The organism is Kitasatospora sp. NPDC048194, assembly GCF_043202455.1.
Classification (GTDB): Bacteria; Actinomycetota; Actinomycetes; order Streptomycetales; family Streptomycetaceae; genus Kitasatospora.
On the sequence record NZ_JBIDAK010000003.1, the window covers coordinates 99,258 to 119,523 of the forward strand.

The window sequence follows — 20,266 nt, forward strand, 5'->3', positions numbered from 1 at the left end:
AGCCCTGCACACCAGGTGACAACGCGGCTACGTTGACCGCATGGTGGCAAACGTCGCTCTCCGCCGCAGGATGGCCGAACGCCGCATGACCAAGGCCGAGTTAGCGCGCGAAGTGAATGCCGAGATCAGGACCCTGACCGGGAAGCCGGGCACCGTATCAGAGCGCACGGTCCACAACTGGCTCACCGGCGTGACCCGGTGGCCCCCGGGAAAGATCCGCGTCGCACTGGGTGCAGTATTCGACTGCATGCCCGAACAGCTCGGCTTCGCCCCCACGGGCCGGGCCCGCACCACACCGGAGGCAGACGTGAGGCGACGCGACTTCATAGCGGCCGCCGGCGGCACTGCCGTGGCCGCTCTCACCGGCACGGCTGCCGCCCCCGCACCGCGCCGCATCGGTGGCGCTGACATCCAGCTGCTGGAGGCCCGCTTCACCGAGGTCATCGCCAGCGACCACCGTCACGGCGGCCGGGTCAGCATCGAGGCCAAGGCGGTCGCTCTCGCGAACGAGGCACTCGCCCTCCAGGAACACGGCACCGCAAGCCAGCGGATCCGGTCGGCCCTGTACGCCTGCGCGGCCTCCTTCATGTCGAGCGCGATGTGGGCGGCCATCGACGGCCGCCGATTCGACGCCGCTCTTCAGCATCACCAGAAGGCGGCCTCTATCGCCGCGATGTCCGGCGACTCCGCCATCCAGTTCCGGATCTGGTCGCACGCCGGGAGTCTCTACCGCCACCTCGGCCGCCCCGGTGACGCGCTCGCCGCGAACGACGTGGCCCGCAGCCTGCCGATCGCCCGGCGAGACCCGCTGTTCGCCTCCCTCGGCCATGCCCGGCACGCTGCGATCCACGGCCTCACCGGCGACACCAACGCCGTCCGACGCTCCCTCGGCCATGCGCAGGACGCCCTCGACCGCGCCGATGCCGCAGCGTCCCGACCCGTGTGGATCACCGCGTTCTACGACCAGGCCGAACTCGACTCCCTCGCCCTCGCCGCTCACCTGGCCGCTGGCAACTGGGAAGACGCGGAAGCCCACGCTCACCGCAGCATGGCGCTTCGCCGTGGTGCGATGCAGCGCTCCCATGCGATCACCACCGTTCGCCTCGCCCATGCCCAACTCGGCCAGGGTGACTTCGAGCCCGCTGTCGCCACCGCCATGTCGGTGCCGGCCGCGGTCTCCGCCCACCCTCGCGTCACCGGCATGCTGGCCTCGTTCGGCACCAAGCTGACCGCTCAAACGGCCGGCAGTGGCCCGGCGCTGACCTGGACCGAGTACGCCCACGACACCTGGAGGACCACCGCGTGACCGTCGAACTCCGCCACTACACCGATCTCACTCCCGATGCCCGCCAGGACCTCCTGGACGTCTACGCGGACGTCCGCGCCCCGCTGCTGCACCTGGCGAACTACCGTGTCGAGGCGTTCGCCGAACGCCTCGACCGGCACGCGACCGAGCCAGGCTTCGAAGCCGTCATCGCGTACGACGGTAAGTCGGCCATCGGGTACACCTACGGGAATACGCTGACGGCCGATGACCGATACTGGAAGCGCATGACCGAACCGCTGCCCGACAGCTTCAGCGAGGTCAGCACTCTGGTAATCAAGGAGATCGGCCTCCGCATCCCATGGCGGGGCACCGGCACCGCGCGGCGCATTCATGACGAACTCCTGGCCGGTCGCACCGAGGAGCGCGTCACCCTGATGGTCAACCCCCTCGCCGGAGACGGAAAAGTCCAGGCCCTGTACGAGTCCTGGGGATACGAGGCCTTCAACGGCCAGCAGCCCTCGCCCGAGTCGCCCCGCCTCACGGCCATGATCCGAGCTCGGAGCTGACAGGAGGACGGGCAAAGACCTCTTGCCGATCGGTGCAGCCCTACAAGAAGGGGCAACCAGGCGTGGCCGCGGAGATCGTCGTCTGCGGCCCGGTCGGCGTCGGCCGGCGGCGGGCGCTGCTATCCCTCCCCCTCGCCGGCACCCCTGAGCCGACCGGGAAGCCTCCGACCCCGCGGGGGCGGAGGCGGGTAAGGACTCCTTACCCCACAACTTGCTCCGCCTGCGGTTCTGGCTCGGAGCTTCGTCGTGGCCTGAAGCTGGTGTCTGCCAGCCGCAGCCCTGAGGATCTTCTGCCCGCCGGGATTGCGTTGCAGTCGTCCCACTCGTTGCGGGCCTGGTCACGCTGGTAAGGGTAGTGATCGAGGGACGCTTGGGCTCATTGCGGGAAAGTGACCCGTCCCCGCTCTGAGCTGGGCGGGGACGGGTGGTACCGGTGGTGGCGGGTCAGGTGCTGGTGGCGGGTCGCTCACCGGGTTCCGGGCAGTAGCGGTTCCAGGGACCGAGGAAGCTGTTACGGGTGAAGCCCTTGCGCTGTGTGTCGCGGTCGAAGCGGATGTTCGCCGAGCCGATGCCTTAGTCCTTGGGTAGGAGCTGTAGCCCGCGCGCGGTCAGACCGTTGATGCCGTACTCGGCCCAGGGCGCCTCGCCGTCGGCGTTCAGGGCCGTCAGGATGTGCTCGGTGGACAGGGCGCCCGGTTGCCTCCAGTGGCGAAGACGCGGCGGATGTCGACGAGGACCCTGGCCTTCAGGCCGCCGTCCTCGCCTGATCTGCCATCCGCTTACGCATCGCTCACGCAGACGGCCCGCAAACGCAGCAGCACCCCGGCTACTCGGATGAGCCGGGGTGCTGCGCTGCAGGTCGGAGGGGGTGTAGCCCCCTCGTCGCAGGTGGGCCGCCAGGGGCTCGAACCCTGAACCTACGGATTAAAAGTCCGCAGCTCTGCCAATTGAGCTAGCGGCCCGCGGCCCCGGTCCCGGTGGTGCCTGGTGGGGAGGGCCACGGCGATCCTACCCGGTGGGGCCCAGGGCTCCGCCAGTGGATTGGCCGGGCGCGCCGGGCCGGTGGGACGGGCACCGTGGCGGGGTCCCGCGGTGGCGCGCCGTGGCGGGGTGCCGTGGCGGCGCGCCGTGGCGGGGTCCTGCCGCGACCCGTGGGGCGGGCTCAGTGCGAAGGCTCGGGGGGCCGGCCCTGCGGCGGCCGGTAGTGGGCGGCGCGGACGCGGCGGAGCCAGTCCTCGGCGGGGCGCGGGTCGGGGGCGTCAGGCAGCACGCCGGGCCGGGCGAGCCGTTCGGCGGCGTCGGCGAGCAGGCTCCCGGCGCTGTCCGGGCGGTCCGCGATGCGTTCGCCCAGCTCTCGGACGCGCTCCGGGTCGGACAGCCGGATCAGGTTCCGGCCGGTCTCGTGCAGCCGGACGGCCTGCTCCACCAGCCGGACCAGGTGCCGGGCGTGCTTGGCGGCCCGGCGGCGGCTCGCCGGGTCGGTGGTGTCGCGGCTCAGCAGTTTGCGGAACTGCTGGTCGGCGTAGCCGAGATAGGCCTTGCGGACGGCCGGCCCGCTGAGGAAGGCCGAGCGGATCCCCACCAGCTCGCGGCCGAGCGGGGTGACGGTCTCGTACAGGTCCTCCGGCAGCCAGACCAGCTCGGAGGCGGTCGGGTTGCAGGACAGCGCCAGCCGGCACCACTTGGCGGCCTCGTGCAGGGTGACGTCGGGCGCGGTGCTCACGTGCGACTCGACCGGGCGGTGCAGGCCGTGCAACTCCTCGGTGGGGGTGGCGAACAGGCCCAGCCGGTCGAGGTCCGAGCCGGCGTGGGCGAAGCCGTACGCGGTGGAGCCGACGATGCCGGACAGCAGGACGGTGCCGGGGGCGGCCACGGGCGGACTCCTCTCGAAGGGCGGACCGGAGGCCGGCCCCCCAGCTCGAATCGAACGTCGGATCCGAGGCCGCCGCCGAAATGGCCGCGGAGATCCGGCTCGGCGGCCTCACGGACGACCGGACGGACGGGCGACCGGACCGACAGGCGGCCAGACGCACGGGCGGGCGGGCGGCCAGACGGACGCAGGGACGGACGGGCGGCCACCGCCTCCGTCCCGCAATCCTCCCCGCTGCGGGCCGCGCCGGGCGAGCGAGTTTCCGCTCCGAGGCGCTTCCGCCGCCGATACTGGCCCCATGGAGCATGATCCCCACCCGCAGGCCGTCGGCATCGAGAGGTTGCGGGCCTGGTGGTCGCACCGGCAGTGGCTGGACCGCCCGCACACCGGGGCGTCCGCCGCCGAGGTGCTGGCCGCCACCGGCTGGGCCCGTTCGGTGGGCGGTGCGGCCCCGTACCTGGGCCTGTTCGCCCGGGCCGGGCTCGGCCGAGCGGCCGTGGACGCGGCGGTGGCCGCCCTCGAGGTGCACGAGCTGCCGTCCGCACGCGGCTGCACGTACGTGCTGCCCGCCGCCGACTTCGCGCTCGGCCTGGCCGCCGGCGCGGCCGCCCCGGAGGGCGAACTGGCCTCGGCGGCCAAGCACCTGGGGGTCGGCCGGGACGAGGTGGAGCAGCTCTGCCTGGCCGTCGAACGGGTCCTGGCCGGCAGCGGGCCACTGGATCCGGCCGCCATCCGGGCGGCGGTCGGTGACGCCGCCCGGCCGCTCGGCGAGGCGGGCCGCAAACGCGGCCTGACGACCACCCTGCCGCTCGCCCTCGGTCTGCTGCAGGCGCGCGGCCGGATCCGCCGGGTGCCGGTCAACGGCCGTCTGGACCAGCAGCGTTACGGCTACGTCGGCTGGGACCAGCCGGTCCGCGGGGACGCCGTCGACCTCGCCCGCCGGTACTTCTCCTGGGCCGCCCCCGCCACCCTCAAGCACTTCCGCTGGTTCTCCGGCTTCACCGCCGCCACCGCCCGGCGGGCCGCCGCCGAGGCCGGGCTGGTCCCGCTGGCGCCCGGCTCCGACCTGCTGATGCCGCCCGAACTCGCCGAGGAGTTCGCCGCTTTCGAGGTGCCGAGGGATCCGCACTACACGCTGCTGGCCGGCATCGACGGCATCCACCTGCTCCACCGCGACCTGCCCCGGCTGCTCGACCCGGCCGACGCCGCCCGCCCCCTGCCGGCCGGCCGCGCCGGGCGCACCTTCGGCACCGAGGCCGACCCGCAGACCCACCTGGTGCTCGACCGCGGGCGGATCGTCGGCCTGTGGGAGTACGACACCGAGCGGGCCGAGATCGTCCACCAGCTGTTCGTCCCGCCGGACGACGCGCTGCGCGACGCCCTGACCCGCACCGAGGCCTTCGTCCGGGACGAGCTCGGCGATGCCCGCGGCTTCAGCCTGGACTCGCCGAAGAGCCGGGCGCCGAAGGTCGCCGCCCTGCGGGCCGCGATGTCCCGCGCCTCCGGCCGAACGGCCGGGTAGCGTACGGGCCATGACGACCACCAGCACCGACGACGTCCTCGTCGTCACCGGCGCCGGCCGCGGCATCGGTGCCGCGACCGCCCGGCTGGCCGCCCGCCGCGGCTACCGGGTCTGCGTCAACTACCGTACGGACGACGCCTCGGCCGCCGCCGTGGTGGACGCCATCCGGGCCGAGGGCGGCACCGCCCTGGCCGTACGGGCCGACGTCAGCCGCACCGCCGAGGTGGAGCGGCTGTTCACCACCGTGGACGCCGAACTCGGGCCGCTCACCGCCCTGGTGAACAACGCGGGCACGCTGGAGAAGCAGTGCCGGCTGGAGGACATCGACGAGGCCCGGCTGAACCGGATCTGGGCCGCCAACGTCACCGGGCCCTTCCTGTGCGCCGCCCAGGCCGTCCGCCGGATGTCCACCCGGTACGGCGGGCGCGGCGGCGCGATCGTCAACGTCGGCTCGGCGGCCTCCCGGCTCGGCTCGCCGAACGAGTACGTCGACTACGCGGCCGCCAAGGGCGCGGTGGACTCGATGACCCGCGGGCTGGCGCTGGAGGTCGCGGCCGAGGGCATCCGGGTCAACTGCGTCCGCCCGGGCCTGATCCACACCGGCATCCACGCACTCGGCGGCGAACCCGGCCGGGTCGACCGCGTCGCGCCGGGCCTGCCGATGCGGCGTGGCGGGCAGCCGGAGGAGGTCGCCGAGGCGGTCCTTTTCCTGCTCTCCCCGGCCGCCTCGTACACCACGGGGGCGTTCCTGGAGGTCTCCGGGGGGCGCTGAGGGCCACCCGCCACGGCTCCGGTCCCCGGGCTCAGCAGCCGGGGACCGAGGCGCCGGGGACCGAGGGGCCGGAGGGCGGGCAGCGCTCCCCGGGCCGGGGTTTCAACGCACCGCCTCCTCCGGTTTCCTTCCGCCGGTCCGGCCTCGCCCGTACGGTGGACGCCATGACCGACGCCTTCATCGACATCCCCGGTGTGCGCAACTTCCGTGACGCCGGCGGGGTCGGCACCCTGCGCCGGGGCGTGCTGTACCGCTCCGGCTCGTTCCACCTGCTCACCGAGGAGGGCGCCCGTCGGCTGAAGGCCCTCGGCCTGCGGACGGTCATCGACCTGCGCAGCCCGGTCGAACTCCAGGTCTGGCCGGACCAGCGGCACGACCTCGACCACGAGACCCTCAGCCTGCCGACCCTGCCCGCCAACCGCGAGGACCTCGACCGGCCCTGGCCCGAGGACCAGGCCGCCCTCTACACCTTCATGCCGGAGACCGCCGGGCCCTCGCTCGCCGCGGTCATCCGCCGCCTGGCCGCCCCGGAGGCGCTGCCGGCCGTCGTCCACTGCGCCGTCGGCAAGGACCGCACCGGCTTGACCATCGCCGTCCTGCAGTCCCTGCTGGGCGCCTCCGACGCCGACATCACCACCGACTTCCTGCGCTCCAACGCGGGCCTCGGCCTGGACCGCGGGCCCGTCCCGTACATCGACGAGGCCGGCACCGAGCGCGTCTCCCGCCCGGTGGGCGCCGAGCTCATCGCCTCCTCCCTCGCCTGGATCCGCAGCCACCACGGCACCGTCCCGGCCTACCTCCTGGCCCAGGGCGTCACCGAGGCCGAACTCGACGCCGTCCGCGCCAACCTCTCCGGCTGAGCCCCTACCCCCACCGCTCGAAGCGCCACCACTGGGTGGGCGCGTCCACGTCCTCCCACTGCTGGACGCCCGCGTCCGGCTCCGCCGGGGCGGTCAGCGGCTTGCCGCTGATGAAGCTGGTGACGGTGTACGTCCCCGGCGCGTCGACGTGGGCCTCCAGCAGCCATTCCTGCGCACCGAAGGCGTTGGCGGACCACAGCTGGATCGGGACGCCGTCCTCCGGGGAGGCGCCCGTGACGTCCAGGCGTTTGCCCCCGGCGGCGCTCTCGATGTGGAACAGCGCGCCGCCCGGGTGGACGGCGCTGAGCTGCCAGAGCTGCGCCTCGGAGCCGTCGTCCGCGCCCACGCGCACCCGGGCGCCGCTGCGCCGGGAGTCCTGGGCGACCTCGAGCAGCAGGCCGCTGCCGACGTTGCGGATCCGGTAGCGGCCGTCGGTGATCGCGGCCTCGCCCACGCCGCCGGCCCCGGCACCGGCCCCCCGGACGGTCTCCCGGTCGGTCCCTCGGTCGGTCCCTCGCTCAGTCGCTCGGCCGGTCGCTCGGTCAGTCGCTCGGCCAGTCCCTCGGTCAGTCATGACGGGAGTGTCCCACCGGCGGCCGACAGCCGGACTCGTACCCGAACACAGCGGCCAGCACGGCCACGACCGCGCCCACTTGGGCCAGTGCGGAGACCCCGGTGCCCAGCGGAACGGTCACCGCGACCGCCGCCGCGCCGACCAGCCGGGGCAGTTGGGGGCGCAGCCCGAAGAAGCGCCGGACGGCCGTGTTCGCCGCCAGGTAGAGGGTGATGCCCCCGGCCAGCGCGACGGCCTGCGGGAGGGTGGTCGCGGCGCCGGGGTGGGCGACCGCCGACTTCACCCCGGCGGCGAACAGCAGCACGCCGAGGAGCAACGCGAAGTGGCCGAGGTAGTAGACGGTGACGGCGGCCCGGTTGCGTTCGGCGGAGGGCAGCGCCGCCATGTGGTGCTCGGCGTGCGCGTCGTCGTCGTACCCGAAGTACGCCCACCAGAGGCCGACGCACACGGTCAGGCAGAGCAGGGCGACGGCGATCAGGGCGGGCCCGAGCTCGGCCGCTCCGGCGCCCGCCCCGACCGCGATCACCGACTCGCCGAAGGCGATGATCACGATCAGCCCGTGCCGTTCCACGAAGTGGTCCGCGCGCAGCCGGAACTCGGGCAGCCGGGCCACCCGCGGGGTGATGAACTGCATCGCGAAGGCCACCGCCCAGCAGACCAGTTGGGCTGTACCGGCGAGGTAGCCGCCGGTCACGACCAGGGTGCCGACGACCAGGTTGGACGCCCCCATCCGCAGCACCGCGGCGGGGCCGGAACCCGGCAGGGGTTTCCGGTGGACGGACCGCGCCGCCTATGCTGCGGCGGATGTCCACCGAGCAGAACGCCCAGCCGACCGGCGACCACGTCCCGTCGCGACGTCAGCAGCCCACCCTGCTCGGCGCCGTGGCCGAGCTGGAGGCGGTGGTCGCGGCCGGGTACGACGAGCACGTCGGCCGGTTCCTGGGACCGGTCGGCGCGCTGTTCGGTTCTGCGGGAGTCGCCGAGCGGCAGGCCGCCGGCCCGCGGCTGGCCGCGCTGCTGCCGGACGCCCCGCCGTTCCCCCGGGCCCACCTGGCCATGGTCGTCGGCGCCTGCGTGGAGTCCGGCGCCGACCCGGTGGCCTGCTCCGGGCCGGTACTGGCCGGCCTGCGCGGGGCGCTGACCGGCGCCCAGCGACTGGTGGAGCACTGGGCGCGGACCGGCGGCGGGCCGCTGCCGGATCGGGAGGAGGACGATCCGGCCGGGGCGCACGCCCGGATCGCGGACCCGGCGCACCTGCCCGAGTGGCCCGCGCACCTGGCCGTGGTCGCCTGGTGGACGCTGCACCTGTGGCAGCAGGCCGCCTGGGCGGTCTACGCGCACGCCCCGGCCCGGACCGAGGCCCGCTCCTCGGGCGTCACCGAGGTGCTGCTGGAGCTGATCGGCCGGTACCAGGGCGGGCGGCACGACCTCGAGGGCCTGGCCCACCTGGCCCAGGTGCTCGACGACGAGCCGCTGCTGGTGCTCGACCGACCCACCGGCACCGGCTACCTGCTGCGGATGAGCGGCCTGAGCGACACCTTCCAGCTGCACACCCTGCTCGCCGACGTGCTGATCGGCGGCGGCCACCTCCCCGGTGCCCCGCAGGACCCGGAGGTGGTGGCGCTGGCCCGGACCGGCGTCCCGGACGGCCGCCGGCTGATCGCCACCGGCGCCTTCAACCTGGTGGCACCGGACGGCTCCTGGTTCTGGAACGAGGGCACGCCCGGTGACATCCCCGTCCTGGACGGCGTGCGCACCCTGGTGCTGGAGCCGCTGCCGTACGAGCGGAGTTGGTCGGCCGGGCGGTTCATCCAGGAGCTCCCGGGCGACCTGCGGCTGGAGCGGGTGCTGGACCGGGCGGAGGCGGCGCGGCTGCTGGCCCGGACGGTGCCGGGCGTCCCGGCGGCGCAGGCCTTCCGGTAGGAGGCCCCGGTGGGCCGTCCCGTTCGCCGGGTTATGGTCGGAAGCCGACGCAGCCCTGCGGCCGCGGCCCCCGTGGACCCGGCCCCGACGAGTGACGAGTGGAGTCGACGATGGCGAAGGTCCCGGACGTGCTCTCGGCCGCCGCGCCCGCGGCGCTGACCGCGGCGAGCGGCCTGGTCGGCGGCTACGGCGTCGCCCGCTGGAGCGGCCGGCGCGAGTTGGGCGGCGCGGTGCTGGCGGTGGCCGGTGCCGGGGCGGCCGCTCAGTGGCGCCGGACCGCGGGCCCGGCCGCCGCGGCGGCGCTGACCGGCCTGTACGTGGCGGCCTTCGGCGGCTCGCACCCCCTCGCGAAGCGCATCGGCGCCTGGCCGTCCGTCCTCGCGGTCACCGGCGTGGTCACGGCCGCCTCCACGGCCGCCACGGTGCTGGCCGCCCGCAAGCGGTAGCTCGGGCGCAGCCGCCCGCACGCAGTGGCCCAACCGCAGCCGCCCGCACGCAGTGGCTCAGGCGGGGTCGACCGCCGGGCCGAACCGGGCCTCGAAGGCCGCCCGGTTGGCCGAGACCGGTGAGCGGTCCCAGACCGCGAACGCCACCTGGTCGAAGGCGGCCCCGTACCGGGCCAGCGCGCCCTCGAAGGCCTCGGCCACCTGGGCCGGGTCGTTGCGGAACACCCCGCAGCCCCAGGCACCGAGCACCAGGGCGCGGACCTCGTGCCGGGCCGCCGCGGCGAGCACCCGGACGGCCCGCTCGGCGAGCACCCCGCGGACGTCCGTACCGGGTGAACGCCGTTCCAGCTGGCCGGCGTTGGGGGCCGGGGAGGTCAGGAAGGTGACCGGGTAGGGCCGGTCCAGCAGGGCGCCCCGCCCGTCCCGGATCACCGGGACGCCCGGCGAGACGATCACCCGGTGGCTGTACCGCAGGTCGGTCGAGGCCCGGTGGGCGTCGTAGTAGTCGGGCGCCTGGAGCAGGCACGAGTACAGCAGCGCACTGCGGCACAGGTCCTCCTCCTGGGCGCGGGCGCCGCGCAGGTAGCCCCCGCCTGGGTTGCGCGCGGAGGCGAAGTTCAGCACCCCGACCGGCCCGGCGCCGGCCGCGACCAGCCGGCGGGCGGCCTGGACGCTCCCCTCGGCCGTGACCTCGATCCGCCCGGCCGCCGGCCCCGGCCCCGGCTCGGACGAGGCTCCCCGCTCCGCCCCCGGGGACGCCAGCAGAGCGTCCAGCTCCGCCGGCGCGTACGACACCGTGGCCGCCTTCGCCGCCGCCAACTCCTCCCCCACCTGCACGAGTTCGCCCCCGGCCGCCCGGTAGCTCCCCCGCTCGGCGATCTCCTCGTTCACCGCTGCCACATCACGCAGTCTGCTGCTCATGCCGGTGACGCTACGGGACTACCGCCGACCGGCGCCACAGGTTATTCTCACTTGCAGAACAACGACGCCCCGGGGCGCGCAGGGGGGTGCGCAAGGGGGGTGCAGGGGTGTCGGGGAACGCGAAGGGCCCGCTCCGGGAACGGAGCGGGCCCTTCGTGTGTCCGGCCTCAGTCAGCCCGACCGGCGGTCGGCCACCGGTCGGGCGAGGTCAGCAGGTCAGTTCTTCCAGCGCGGCTTGCGGTCGTCGCGGTTGAAGCCGCCGCGCTCGCGGTCGAAACCGCCGCGGTCCCGGTTGAAGCCACCGCGGTCGGCCTGCGGACGGCCGCCGGAGCGGTGGTCGTCGCGGCGCGCGAACGGACGGCTGCTGGCGCCGCGCTCGTCGCGGTCCCGGCCGAAGGACGGACGGTCACCGAAGGAACGGGCCGGACGGTCGCCGAAGGAACGGCCGCCGCGGTCGTCGCGGCCGGCGAAACCGCCGGGGCGACGCTCGTCGCGGTCGAAGCCACCCGAACGGCGGTCATCGCGCTCACGGCCACCGAAGCCACCGGAACGACGGTCGTCACGGTCGCGGTTGAAACCGCCCGAACGACGCTCGTCACGGTCGAAGCCACCCGAACGGCGGTCATCGCGCTCACGGCCACCGAAGCCACCGGAACGACGGTCGTCACGATCGCGGTTGAAACCGCCCGAACGACGCTCGTCACGGTCGAAGCCACCCGAACGGCGGTCATCGCGCTCACGGCCACCGAAGCCACCGGAACGACGGTCGTCACGGTCGCGGTTGAAACCGCCCGAACGACGCTCGTCACGGTCGAAGCCACCCGAACGGCGGTCATCGCGGTCACGGTCGCGCGAGAACGCCGGACGCTCGCTGCGCACCTCGCGGTACGACGGGGCGCGGTCCTCCGCCTGCGGCGCGGCCGCGGCGGGGGCGGCGGCCTCGGCGACGACCGGGGTCTCGGCCTGCTCGCCCGCCTCCTCGGCGGCCGGGGCCTCGTCCTCGATGCCCAGCTCGGCCCGCTCGCGCGCCGCACGGGCGGCCAGGCGGTCGGCCTCCTCGCGCAGCTCGGTGGCGCGGCGCTGGGCGCGCTCCAGCTGGCGGGTCATGTCGGCGAGCTCGCGCTCGGCGGCACCGGCGATGTTCGCGGCGCTCTCGGCCTGGACCTCGGTGAGCGAGCGGGCGCCGGTGATCCGGGCGACCTCGGCGTCGAAGGCGTGGTCCAGGATGTGGCGGCTGGCGTCGACGCCCGCGTCCTCCATCAGGCGGAAGACGCCGCGGCGCTGGTGCGGCAGCACCAGGGTGACGACGGTGCCGGAGCGGCCCGCACGGGCCGTGCGGCCGGAGCGGTGCAGGTAGTCCTTGTGGTCGCCGGCCGGGTCCACGTTGAGGACCAGGTCGATGCCGTCGACGTGGATGCCGCGGGCGGCGACGTCGGTGGCGACCACCACGTTGACGTAGCCGTCCTTGAAGTCGCCGAGGACGCGGGTGCGGGCGCCCTGGGTCATGCCGCCGTGCAGCGCGTCGGCCTTCACGCCGGCCTCGATCAGCTGCTCGGCGACGCGGTCGGCGCCCATCTGGGTGCGGACGAAGATGATCGTGCGGCCCTTGCGGGCGGCGATCGCGTTGGTGATCGGCGCCTTGTCCTTGGGCTTCACCACGAGGATGTGGTGGGTCATGGTGGTGACGGCGCCGGCCGAGGGGTCGACCTCGTGGGTGACCGGGTCGTTCAGGTAGCGCTTCACCAGGGTGTCGATCTCGTTCTCCAGGGTGGCGGAGAACAGCAGGCGCTGGCCGCCGGCCGGCACCTGGTCGAGGATCTCGGTGACCTCGGGCAGGAAGCCCATGTCGGCCATCTGGTCGGCCTCGTCGAGGACGGCGACCTGGACGTCGTCGAGCTTGGCCGACCCGCGGTTGATCAGGTCGCGCAGGCGGCCCGGGGTGGCGACGAGGACGTCGACGCCGCGCTCCAGCGCGTAGATCTGGTTCGACATCGAGGTGCCGCCGCAGACGACCTTGAGGCGCAGGCCGAGCACCGAGCCGAACGGCTCCAGCGCGTCGGCGACCTGCATGGCCAGCTCGCGGGTCGGGACGAGGATCAGACCGCGCGGGTGCTTGGCGCGGGTGCGGTCGCCGTCGGCCAGACGGGTCAGCAGCGGCAGGCCGAAGCTGAGGGTCTTGCCGGAGCCGGTGCGGCCGCGGCCCAGCACGTCCTTGCCGGCCAGGGCGTCCGGGATGGTCGCGGCCTGGATCGGGAACGGGGTGGTGACGCCGCGCTTGGCGAGGGCGCGGACGATCTCGTCCGGCAGGCCCAGGTCGCCGAAGGTGATGGTCGGCTCGGCGGCCTCCGCGCTCTCCTCGGCGGCGGCCTCGGCGGCGGTCTCCTCGGCGGCGATCTCCGCGGCCTCGGCGGTCAGTTCGGTGGTGTCGGCGGTGTCGGGGGCGTCGGTGACATCGGCGGCGGCCTCGTTCGCGGGCATGGCGAAGCGGGCGTCGTCAACGAGAGACATGCAAAACCTTCCGGAAGTGGCACGCGCCAAAGTCCGGGGTTCTGTTTCACAACCGCCTCTATGCGGTCAGCCACGGATCGCCGGAACGCGCCAAGGGCGCCAGATGGGAAAGGGCGCCAGTCAAATGGATCAAACGAACGATCTACCACCATAGAGGAGCTTCCGGATCGAAGGCAAACGCCCAGGCCAGGCCCCTGCTACCCAGCCGCCCGCGGGCTCGGCGCCGAGGAACCGGAGCTGCCGGTGGAGGGCTGCGGGGCCGGCGGGACGGTCGCGGCGGGCGTGGTGTGCTCGGGCTCCGGCGAGCTCGACGGGTGGCTGGTCGGGGTGGCCGACGGCGTCCCGGCGGAGCCCCCGGAGCGGCCCTCCCCGGTGCCCCCCGCCCCGCCCGTGCCGGACCCGGCCGCGCTGCCGGTGCCGCCCCCGCCCGAGGTGCCGCCGCCCGGACGCGGTGCGGGGCTCGTGTTCCCGCCGCCCGTCGAACCGGCACCGCCCGGCGCGTTCTCGGGGGCGCCCGCCGCCGGCACCGGGACCACGCCGGCGACCGCGCCGTTCGCGCCGGGCGCGATCTCGCCCGCCACGGTGGCCGTGGCCCCGGGGGGCGCGTTCTCGGCCTGCACGCCGCCCGGACGCTCCGGATGCCCGGAGGGCGCCCCCGAGTGCCCGGCGCCCGGCGAGGCCGAGGGTCCGCCGGTCGCCCCCGGCTTGCCCACCGGACCGGCCTGCCCGACCGGAGCCACCCCGCCGGGCTTGTCCTCCGCCGCCGGACCGACCGACATGCAGCCGGTCAGCCCGAGTCCCGCCACCGCCAGCACCGCCGCCGCCCGCACCCCGCGCGACCGCCGGGCCGCCGTCTCCCGCACCGGCGCGGCCATCCGCGCGCCGACCGTCCGCACCGCCCGTACCGAAGCCACCGCGCTCCCTCTCCACCGCCCCACCCGGGCCGCCCACTGACGCGCGGCCGCTTCCGGTGCCCAACGCGCACCGGGTGCGCCGGGACACGGGTCGGCGCGGTGCTCGTCGCGCCCCGCCGGCCCGCCGGCCCCGGGTCGGCTCAGCCCCAGAGCGCCGAGGCGAGCTCCGCCCCCGCGTACACGGCGGCCAGCCCGGCCGCCAGGCTGCCGGCCACGTTGGCCGCCGCGTAGCGCACGGCGCCGGACTCGGCCAGCCGCAGCGTCTCGTACGAGAAGGTCGAGTAGGTGGTCAGCGCCCCGCAGAAGCCCGTGCCGACCAGGAGCCGGACCTGCTCGGAGGCCGCGCCGGCCGCCACCGCCCCGGTCAGCAGGCCGAGCACCAGGCAGCCGGACACGTTCACCGTGAAGGTGCCCCACGGGAACACCGAGTCGTGCCGGGACTGCACCGCCCGGTCGGTCAGGTACCGCAGCGGCGCGCCGACCGCCGCACCCGCCACCACCAGCAGCCAGTTCACTCCGCGCCCCCGCCCGGGCCCGTGCTGCCCGGGTCCGTCCTGCCCGGGTCCGTCCCTTCGAGGGCCGTACCGGTTCCGCCCGCTCCCCCTGCTCCCCCTGCTCCCCCTGCTCCCCGGCCGGTGTAGCGGACGACCTCGCAGCGGTCCAGCACCACCAGCCCCTCCCCCACCAGCTCCTCCAACTGCGGCAGGAACGCCCGCACCCGCTGCTCCTCGTCCACGATCACCACCGCCACCGGCAGGTCCCCGCTCAACGACAGCAGGCGCGCCGTGTGCACCAGCGACGAGGCGCCGAAGCCCTCGATCCCCCGGAACACGCTCGCCCCGGCCAGCCCGGCAGCCCGCGCCCGGTGCACGATCTCGCTGTACAGGGGGCGGTGGTGCCACCTGTCGCTCTCGCCGACCAGCACGGTCAGCCGCAGCGCGGGCCCGCTCAGCCGGCTCACCGGCCACCCCCGCCACGGACCGCTCCCCGGGCCGGCCCGGGGAGCCGACGGCGGATCAGACGCCGGGTCAGCACCGCCGCCGCCCACACCGCGCCCAGCGCACCGAACAGGGTCAGCCCGAGGTACGCCAGCCCCGGCCCGAGCCGCCCCGCCTCCAGCAGCCGGCGCACGTCCACCGCGTACGTCGAGAAGGTGGTGAAGCCGCCCAGCACCCCGGTGCCGAAGAACGGCCGCAGCAGCGGATGCGCCGGCCGCCCCTCGGTGACGGCCACCAGGAACACCCCGATCACCGCGCAGCCGACCACGTTGACCAGCAGCGTCGTCCAGGGGAAGGCCGTCGGCCCGGTCTCCCAGCCCAGCCCGGCCGCGTACCGGCCCACCGCCCCGATCACCCCGCCCGCCGCGACCACCGCGACGGCCGGCCCCTGCCCGCGCAGCACCGGCGCCCGGCCGCGCACCGCCGCCGCGCCCGGCGGCCCCGTCCGCGCGGGCTCCTCCGCGGTGTCGTCCATCGCGCCCTCCGAGGTCGTCACAGCCCCATCAAACACCGCTGTCCGCTGCCTGGCACACCGTCATCCCAGACCCGACAATGATCCGGTGGAGATGACCCGGGAAGAGTTCGAGACGCTGGTCAGCGACGCCCTGGACCAGATTCCCCCGCAGCTCGCCGCCATGATGGACAACGTCGCGGTCTTCGTGGAGGACGAACCCGACCCCGGCGACCCGGAACTCCTCGGCCTCTACGAGGGCACCCCGCTCACCGAGCGCGGCGAGTGGTACGCCGGCGTCCTGCCCGACCGCATCCTGATCTACCGCGGCCCCACCCTGCGCCACTGCGACACCCGCGAACAGGTGGTCGAGGAGGTCCGCACCACCGTCATCCACGAGGTCGCCCACCACTTCGGCTTCGACGACCACGAGCTCGACGACCTCGGCTGGTCCTGACCCCGCCCCGGGCCGGGCGCCCACGGCCCGCGCCCCCACCCGGCCCAAACCCGTTTTGGCGATCCGCCCCGCATCCCATATGCTTCTCGACGTCCCCGAACGCTGGAAACAGCGGGACAGGCCGCAAGCCCTCATCGTCTAGTGGCCCAGGACGCCGCCCTTTCAAGGCGGTAGCACGGGTTCGAATCCCGTTGGGGGCACGCGCAGTACCGTAGTAAAGTGCAGTGATCGCAAGACCTTAGTGGCTCGCCACTACAAGGTCCCGTGGAGCAGTTGGTTAGCTCGCCACCCTGTCAAGGTGGAGGTCGCGGGTTCAAGTCCCGTCGGGATCGCTCGTCTCGCCAGAGACGGTGCAGTACGGCCAGGTAGCTCAGTTGGTACGAGCGTCCGCCTGAAAAGCGGAAGGTCGCCGGTTCGACCCCGGCCCTGGCCACATAGCCTGAACAGGCACGATGCCCTCGAAGCAGCTCGCTTCGGGGGCATTTTCGTGCCGTTTGACGCCAACGGGACGGCGGACGGTCAGGCCCTCCGCCCCTTTGCCGCAACTCCACCGCCCCCACCGTCACGCCGCGTCGGCGTGACGGTGGGGCACGAAGCGCATCGTCGTCCTTCCGTCCAGCGGGGACAGCCGGATGTCGAGGTCTGCCTCCAGCGCCTCGGCGAGCCGCGCCAGGAGGGGAAGGGTCGGGGTCGTGTCCCCCAGTTCAACGCGGGAGACGCCAGGCTGCGTCATGCCGGCCCGCCGGGCGAGCTCCGTCTGGGAGATCCCCAGTTGCCTTCGCCTGTCCCGCAGAGCGGCCGACAGCTGCTGCCCGTAGTCCACGGCTTCCTCCTGGCTATGCGGCGCGAGCGGCGAAGCTGACTGCCGTGCCCGAGGTCGCCAGATGGACGTCCACGGACACCTCCAGAGCCGCGGCGATCCGGAGAAGCAGGTCGGACGTGACCGGGAGGACCCCACCAACCTCGATGTGTTCCACCTCGTCAGCGGTGCTACCGAGGCGAACCGCCAGCTCGTCCTCGCTCAGTCCCAGCTGGGTACGCCGGTCGTAGACCAGCTGACCGAGCGCCATGGCCAGACGAATCTGCTCTCGCTCGGCGATGATCGCCGGGGGCTCGAACTCCCCGTGGATCGCGCGCTTGTCCCGAGCCAGCTGCCAACGTGCGTGGTTCACCGTTCCTCCTCCGCCGTGTTGCGACTGTAGATCTCATGAGCTTCCGGATGCCCCGTCTCACACACCAGCTTGGCAGCCTTGGCTCGCTTGACCTCCGCTTCCTCACGCATTCGGGTCTTGCGAAAGACAGTGAGCAGAACGATGCGGCGTCCAGGCGCCAGCCAGTAGCTGATCCGCACCGCGTTCCCGCTCAGACCGAGGCGCAGTTCCCGCACCCCATCACCCAGGGTCCGCGAGTGCGGCTCGTCGAGCGTGGTCGGGTACTCGGCAAGGAGATCAGCCTTCTCCTCGACCTGCCGATAGTGCTGCGGGGTGAGACTCGCAAGCCAGAGACGCACCTCCGGTTCCAGCTCGATGGAGTAGCGCTCGCCCATACCAGCCACTGTATATCACGCAGATGGTATGGGCCGTCGGTTCGTTTCGAGCGCCCCGAGCATGCAGGTGGCGTCAGCCTCGCAGCCCCCGATCGTCGAGGCGGCGCAGCAGGCCGGGCAGGTGCCGGTGCTGGTCGCGGAGCGCGGCCAGCCGCCGCCGGAACTCGGCACCGCGTCCGACGTGGTCACAGGCACCACGGAGCTGGACCAGGAGGGCCGTGGCAGTGTCGTAGCGGGCCGTCTGCTTACGGGTGACGAGGTTCTCGACCTCGTGCCAGGTCGCTTCCTCGTCGGCGGCCAGGGCGGTCAGCTTCTTCGCCCGTGCCTCGGCTCGGACCTGCTCGGCGAGCTGCCGACGCTCGGCGACTCGGGTGTGCGCGGCATCCAGCAGTTCTGCGGCTGAGCGCTGCCCCGGCACGGTCGCGACAGACGGCTCGCCGCGCAGCCGGCGCACGAGTTCGGCACCCAGGTGAGGCTCACCACCCAGCGCGAGGCGCAGGAGGAGGTCATCCTTCTCCGTCTCGGGAAGTGCGGCGATCAGCGGCGCCAGTCCTTCTTCCCGGGCCGCTTCCGGGGCGCGGGGGCAGGCGGGCTGGCCCCGGCGGCGACCGCCAGCAGGTCGGCGTCGACACGCAGGAAGGTCCGGTGGATTCCGATCGTTCCCGCTGGCGACCCACCGCACCAGGCGTACAGGCGCAGTGGGTCCGGCGGGAACGGGACCGGAGATGTGAAACCGGGGACCGAATATCCGGCTCTTCGCGGCAACCTTTCCGACCTCCGCGGCCACTCAGTGGTGTCCGGCCAAGTGGTTCGGTCAGATGCGACGGCTGAAAGAGAGCACAGACGTGTCCCTTGAACGAGAGCACAGAGACGTCCCTCGCCCGCTCCGCGTCGCCGGTGGCGTCGCGCGGGTGGGCGGCCACGGGCGCGGAGCCCGCCCGTCGCATCGCGCCCGTCGGCTGTACCGGCGCCGGGGTTTCTGGGCGGCTGTCGGGCTGGCGGTCGTGGGCGCCTCGGTGGCCGTGGTCAACACGGCCTCGGCGGGCACCGTGACCGTGGACACGAGCCCCTGGTACCTGCTGGTCAACCGCAGCACCGGCCAGGTGCTGGACGACTACGGCTACGGCGCGTCCGACGGCGCCTCGGTGGTGCAGTGGAGCCGCACCGGCGAGGCGAACCAGCAGTGGAAGTTCCTCGACGCGGGCGACGGGAACTACCGGTTGCAGAACCGGTACTCCGGGAAGGTGCTGGACGACTACGGCTGGTCGAAGGCCGAAGGCGCGCAGGTGAGGCAGTGGCGTGACCTGAACGGCGCCAACCAGCAGTTCCACCTGGAGAAGTCGCCGGACGGCTACGTGCGCCTGATCAACACCTTCAGCGGCAAGGCCGTCGAGGTCCCGCTCGGCTCCAAGGCCGACGGGGGCCAGATCGCCCAGTACCACGACTGGAACGGCGCCAACCAGCAGTGGCAGCTCGTCCCGGCCGGCGGCACGGGAGGCACCGGGGGCTCCGGCGGCACGGGAGGCACCGGGGGCTCCGGCAGCGGCGGCACTCCCACCAAGCCTGGCACGCCGGGCGGCAGCAACTCGGCGAAGAGTTTCATGGGCAGCAACACGGTGCTGATCGGCGGCTCGATGTCCGACGCATCGGCGAGCGCCGCGCCGTTCGACGTGCAGTACGCCTACGTGCACAGCCAGCCCGCGCCCTCCTCGGACTACTACACGGCGGCCCGCTGCCAGGACGGGTGGACGGGCTGGTGGGGCTGCTGGAACGGCAGCACCACGGCACCCGGCACGTACGTGACCTGGCGGGACGCCAAGGCGGCTCAGGAGACCTACCAGGGCAAGCCGCGCCCGCAGAAGTTCCTCTGGACCTGGTACTCGCTGCGCGACCTCGGTGACGCGGCGGGCCAGGGCGACGGTCCGGGCGAGGTCAAGGCCATCAACCGGGCCGACCTGCTCACCCGGTACCTGAACGACTACCGCTTCTTCCTCCAGAAGATCGGTACCTCGCACGACATGATCGATCTCGAACCCGACTTCTGGGGCTACGTCCGGTCGCTCGGCGACCCGCACCAGGTCGCCGCGCAGGTCGCGGCGGCGAACCCGACGGACTGCGGATCGCAGGAGAACAGCGCCGCCGGACTCGCCCAGTGCCTGATCTCGATGGCGCACAGGTACGCTCCGAACACCGCCGTCGGAATGCACCTGTCCTGCTTCGACTGGCAGCAGAACACCCCGCAGTGCGTCAAGGACTACGCCCACCTCGGCGCACAGAACGCCGACTTCCTGGCCACCGACGTGTCGGACCGCGACGCGGGCTGGTACGCGCAGCCCGCCCACGGCGGCCTCGACAACTTCTGGACCGACCAGAAGGCCGCCGCCCAACTGTCGTTCTACAGGACGATGGCCGAGTCCGTGGGCAAGCCGGTGGTCCTGTGGCAGATCCCCGTGGGCAACATGGCGCAGAACAACACGCTCAACCACTACAAGGACGACAAGGTGGACTGGTTCTTCGCGCACATGGACCAGGTGGCGAACGCCCACATCGCCGGTCTTCTCTTCGGCGCGGGGCAGCAGGAGCAGACCTCGGCCGAGACCGACGGCGGGAACCTGATCAACAAGACGATCGCGTACCACAACTCCGGTGGTGCGGCGCTCAAGTAGGCGGA

The 20,266-nt window shown here is 73.7% G+C and carries 23 protein-coding genes and 4 tRNA genes; 12 read left to right on the plus strand and 15 right to left on the minus strand.

Annotated features, from left to right (window positions below; translation table 11 throughout):
* The first annotated feature begins 40 nt into the window (after positions 1 to 40).
* Together ACGF07_RS05450 and ACGF07_RS05455 are read left to right on the plus strand one after the other, a co-directional pair.
* Entirely contained in the window at positions 41 to 1,306 is a 1,266-nt protein-coding gene (locus tag ACGF07_RS05450; RefSeq protein ID WP_392895677.1) for a helix-turn-helix domain-containing protein, read from the plus strand.
* Entirely contained in the window at positions 1,303 to 1,833 is a 531-nt protein-coding gene (locus ACGF07_RS05455; protein ID WP_392895679.1) for a GNAT family N-acetyltransferase, read from the plus strand. Before ACGF07_RS05450 ends, ACGF07_RS05455 begins: the two co-directional genes overlap by 4 nt.
* Before the next feature lie 573 nt (positions 1,834 to 2,406).
* Here the strand turns inward: ACGF07_RS05455 and ACGF07_RS05460 are convergent.
* The 3 genes from ACGF07_RS05460 to ACGF07_RS05470 form a co-directional block, all read right to left on the minus strand.
* The gene (locus tag ACGF07_RS05460; protein WP_392896064.1) at positions 2,407 to 2,733 is read right to left on the minus strand and encodes a DUF3631 domain-containing protein; all 327 of its coding nucleotides are present in this window, start codon (positions 2,731 to 2,733) and stop codon (positions 2,407 to 2,409) included.
* Positions 2,723 to 2,795, minus strand: a tRNA-Lys gene (locus tag ACGF07_RS05465). The genes ACGF07_RS05460 and ACGF07_RS05465 overlap by 11 nt, the downstream gene beginning before the upstream one ends.
* 200 nt (positions 2,796 to 2,995) lie before the next feature.
* The gene (locus ACGF07_RS05470; RefSeq protein WP_392895681.1) at positions 2,996 to 3,706 is read right to left on the minus strand and encodes a DNA polymerase beta superfamily protein; all 711 of its coding nucleotides are present in this window, start codon (positions 3,704 to 3,706) and stop codon (positions 2,996 to 2,998) included.
* Positions 3,707 to 4,001: 295 nt separating this feature from the next.
* On the opposite strand from ACGF07_RS05470, the gene ACGF07_RS05475 reads away from it, so the two are divergent.
* The 3 genes from ACGF07_RS05475 to ACGF07_RS05485 all read left to right on the plus strand — a co-directional run bounded on the left by ACGF07_RS05475 (position 4,002) and on the right by ACGF07_RS05485 (position 6,857).
* Positions 4,002 to 5,225, plus strand: a complete 1,224-nt coding sequence (locus tag ACGF07_RS05475; protein ID WP_392895683.1) for a DNA glycosylase AlkZ-like family protein — start codon at positions 4,002 to 4,004, stop codon at positions 5,223 to 5,225.
* Between the two features lie 10 nt (positions 5,226 to 5,235).
* Positions 5,236 to 5,997, plus strand: a complete 762-nt coding sequence (locus ACGF07_RS05480) for an SDR family oxidoreductase (protein WP_392895685.1) — start codon at positions 5,236 to 5,238, stop codon at positions 5,995 to 5,997.
* 164 nt (positions 5,998 to 6,161) lie between these two features.
* Positions 6,162 to 6,857, plus strand: a complete 696-nt coding sequence (locus tag ACGF07_RS05485) for a tyrosine-protein phosphatase (RefSeq protein ID WP_350741492.1) — start codon at positions 6,162 to 6,164, stop codon at positions 6,855 to 6,857.
* Positions 6,858 to 6,861: 4 nt separating this feature from the next.
* Here ACGF07_RS05485 and ACGF07_RS05490 read toward each other — a convergent pair whose 3' ends face one another.
* Positions 6,862 to 7,311, minus strand: coding sequence for an RICIN domain-containing protein (locus tag ACGF07_RS05490; protein ID WP_392895687.1), 450 nt, complete (start codon positions 7,309 to 7,311; stop codon positions 6,862 to 6,864).
* 112 nt (positions 7,312 to 7,423) lie between these two features.
* Complete coding sequence (locus ACGF07_RS05495; RefSeq protein WP_392895689.1) at positions 7,424 to 8,170, minus strand: low temperature requirement protein A; 747 nt, start codon at positions 8,168 to 8,170, stop codon at positions 7,424 to 7,426.
* Positions 8,171 to 8,235: 65 nt separating this feature from the next.
* Between ACGF07_RS05495 and ACGF07_RS05500 the strand changes: the two genes are divergently transcribed.
* Positions 8,236 to 9,354, plus strand: coding sequence for a hypothetical protein (locus tag ACGF07_RS05500; RefSeq protein WP_392895690.1), 1,119 nt, complete (start codon positions 8,236 to 8,238; stop codon positions 9,352 to 9,354).
* A gap of 110 nt (positions 9,355 to 9,464) precedes the next feature.
* Positions 9,465 to 9,800 (plus strand): hypothetical protein, encoded by a 336-nt coding sequence (locus ACGF07_RS05505; RefSeq protein WP_392895692.1) that lies wholly within the window; start codon positions 9,465 to 9,467, stop codon positions 9,798 to 9,800.
* A gap of 57 nt (positions 9,801 to 9,857) precedes the next feature.
* On the opposite strand, the gene ACGF07_RS05510 is transcribed toward ACGF07_RS05505, so the two are convergent.
* The 6 genes from ACGF07_RS05510 to crcB (ACGF07_RS05535) form a co-directional block, all read right to left on the minus strand.
* Positions 9,858 to 10,721, minus strand: a complete 864-nt coding sequence (locus tag ACGF07_RS05510) for a TIGR02452 family protein (RefSeq protein ID WP_392895694.1) — start codon at positions 10,719 to 10,721, stop codon at positions 9,858 to 9,860.
* Positions 10,722 to 10,937: 216 nt separating this feature from the next.
* The gene (locus ACGF07_RS05515) at positions 10,938 to 13,229 is read right to left on the minus strand and encodes a DEAD/DEAH box helicase (protein ID WP_392895696.1); all 2,292 of its coding nucleotides are present in this window, start codon (positions 13,227 to 13,229) and stop codon (positions 10,938 to 10,940) included.
* A gap of 197 nt (positions 13,230 to 13,426) precedes the next feature.
* Positions 13,427 to 14,143 (minus strand): hypothetical protein, encoded by a 717-nt coding sequence (locus tag ACGF07_RS05520; protein ID WP_392895698.1) that lies wholly within the window; start codon positions 14,141 to 14,143, stop codon positions 13,427 to 13,429.
* 140 nt (positions 14,144 to 14,283) lie between these two features.
* The gene (crcB, locus tag ACGF07_RS05525; protein ID WP_350741476.1) at positions 14,284 to 14,658 is read right to left on the minus strand and encodes a fluoride efflux transporter CrcB; all 375 of its coding nucleotides are present in this window, start codon (positions 14,656 to 14,658) and stop codon (positions 14,284 to 14,286) included.
* On the minus strand, positions 14,655 to 15,104 hold the full coding sequence (locus ACGF07_RS05530) for a DUF190 domain-containing protein (RefSeq protein ID WP_392895700.1): 450 nt from the start codon (positions 15,102 to 15,104) through the stop codon (positions 14,655 to 14,657). Before ACGF07_RS05530 ends, crcB (ACGF07_RS05525) begins: the two co-directional genes overlap by 4 nt.
* A complete protein-coding gene (gene crcB / locus ACGF07_RS05535) occupies positions 15,101 to 15,616 on the minus strand; it encodes a fluoride efflux transporter CrcB (protein WP_392896065.1) in 516 nt (171 codons plus the stop codon). Before crcB (ACGF07_RS05535) ends, ACGF07_RS05530 begins: the two co-directional genes overlap by 4 nt.
* A gap of 91 nt (positions 15,617 to 15,707) precedes the next feature.
* Between crcB (ACGF07_RS05535) and ACGF07_RS05540 the strand changes: the two genes are divergently transcribed.
* The 4 genes from ACGF07_RS05540 (at position 15,708) to ACGF07_RS05555 (ending at position 16,482) form a co-directional block, all read left to right on the plus strand.
* On the plus strand, positions 15,708 to 16,049 hold the full coding sequence (locus ACGF07_RS05540) for a metallopeptidase family protein (protein WP_350741470.1): 342 nt from the start codon (positions 15,708 to 15,710) through the stop codon (positions 16,047 to 16,049).
* A 127-nt stretch (positions 16,050 to 16,176) separates the two neighbouring features.
* A tRNA-Glu gene (locus ACGF07_RS05545) sits at positions 16,177 to 16,249 on the plus strand.
* A 58-nt stretch (positions 16,250 to 16,307) separates the two neighbouring features.
* A tRNA-Asp gene (locus ACGF07_RS05550) sits at positions 16,308 to 16,381 on the plus strand.
* Positions 16,382 to 16,408: 27 nt separating this feature from the next.
* Positions 16,409 to 16,482 (plus strand) — tRNA-Phe (locus ACGF07_RS05555).
* Positions 16,483 to 16,611: 129 nt separating this feature from the next.
* On the opposite strand, the gene ACGF07_RS05560 is transcribed toward ACGF07_RS05555, so the two are convergent.
* From ACGF07_RS05560 to ACGF07_RS05575, 4 genes are all read right to left on the minus strand, one after another.
* Positions 16,612 to 16,872, minus strand: a complete 261-nt coding sequence (locus ACGF07_RS05560; RefSeq protein ID WP_392895702.1) for a helix-turn-helix domain-containing protein — start codon at positions 16,870 to 16,872, stop codon at positions 16,612 to 16,614.
* 13 nt (positions 16,873 to 16,885) lie between these two features.
* Positions 16,886 to 17,221: a helix-turn-helix transcriptional regulator gene (locus ACGF07_RS05565; RefSeq protein ID WP_359975481.1), complete on the minus strand. Its 336-nt coding sequence runs from the start codon at positions 17,219 to 17,221 to the stop codon at positions 16,886 to 16,888.
* Positions 17,218 to 17,595: a type II toxin-antitoxin system RelE/ParE family toxin gene (locus ACGF07_RS05570; RefSeq protein WP_392895704.1), complete on the minus strand. Its 378-nt coding sequence runs from the start codon at positions 17,593 to 17,595 to the stop codon at positions 17,218 to 17,220. The genes ACGF07_RS05565 and ACGF07_RS05570 overlap by 4 nt, the downstream gene beginning before the upstream one ends.
* A gap of 73 nt (positions 17,596 to 17,668) precedes the next feature.
* The gene (locus ACGF07_RS05575; protein ID WP_392895706.1) at positions 17,669 to 18,049 is read right to left on the minus strand and encodes a hypothetical protein; all 381 of its coding nucleotides are present in this window, start codon (positions 18,047 to 18,049) and stop codon (positions 17,669 to 17,671) included.
* A gap of 550 nt (positions 18,050 to 18,599) precedes the next feature.
* Here ACGF07_RS05575 and ACGF07_RS05580 point away from each other — a divergent pair.
* Entirely contained in the window at positions 18,600 to 20,261 is a 1,662-nt protein-coding gene (locus ACGF07_RS05580) for an RICIN domain-containing protein (protein ID WP_392895708.1), read from the plus strand.
* Positions 20,262 to 20,266 lie beyond the last annotated feature (5 nt).

Excerpts from the sequence above, each read along its gene's own strand:
- crcB (WP_392896065.1), bottom strand. The coding sequence starts at position 15,616 with ATGGACGACACCGCGGAGGAGCCCGCGCGGACGGGGCCGCCGGGCGCG.
- ACGF07_RS05510 (WP_392895694.1), bottom strand. The coding sequence starts at position 10,721 with ATGAGCAGCAGACTGCGTGATGTGGCAGCGGTGAACGAGGAGATCGCC.
- ACGF07_RS05570 (WP_392895704.1), bottom strand. The coding sequence starts at position 17,595 with ATGGGCGAGCGCTACTCCATCGAGCTGGAACCGGAGGTGCGTCTCTGG.
- ACGF07_RS05485 (WP_350741492.1), top strand. The coding sequence starts at position 6,162 with ATGACCGACGCCTTCATCGACATCCCCGGTGTGCGCAACTTCCGTGAC.
- ACGF07_RS05480 (WP_392895685.1), top strand. The coding sequence starts at position 5,236 with ATGACGACCACCAGCACCGACGACGTCCTCGTCGTCACCGGCGCCGGC.
- ACGF07_RS05500 (WP_392895690.1), top strand. The coding sequence starts at position 8,236 with ATGTCCACCGAGCAGAACGCCCAGCCGACCGGCGACCACGTCCCGTCG.
- ACGF07_RS05450 (WP_392895677.1), top strand. The coding sequence starts at position 41 with ATGGTGGCAAACGTCGCTCTCCGCCGCAGGATGGCCGAACGCCGCATG.
- ACGF07_RS05515 (WP_392895696.1), bottom strand. The coding sequence starts at position 13,229 with ATGTCTCTCGTTGACGACGCCCGCTTCGCCATGCCCGCGAACGAGGCC.
- ACGF07_RS05505 (WP_392895692.1), top strand. The coding sequence starts at position 9,465 with ATGGCGAAGGTCCCGGACGTGCTCTCGGCCGCCGCGCCCGCGGCGCTG.
- ACGF07_RS05475 (WP_392895683.1), top strand. The coding sequence starts at position 4,002 with ATGGAGCATGATCCCCACCCGCAGGCCGTCGGCATCGAGAGGTTGCGG.
- ACGF07_RS05540 (WP_350741470.1), top strand. The coding sequence starts at position 15,708 with ATGACCCGGGAAGAGTTCGAGACGCTGGTCAGCGACGCCCTGGACCAG.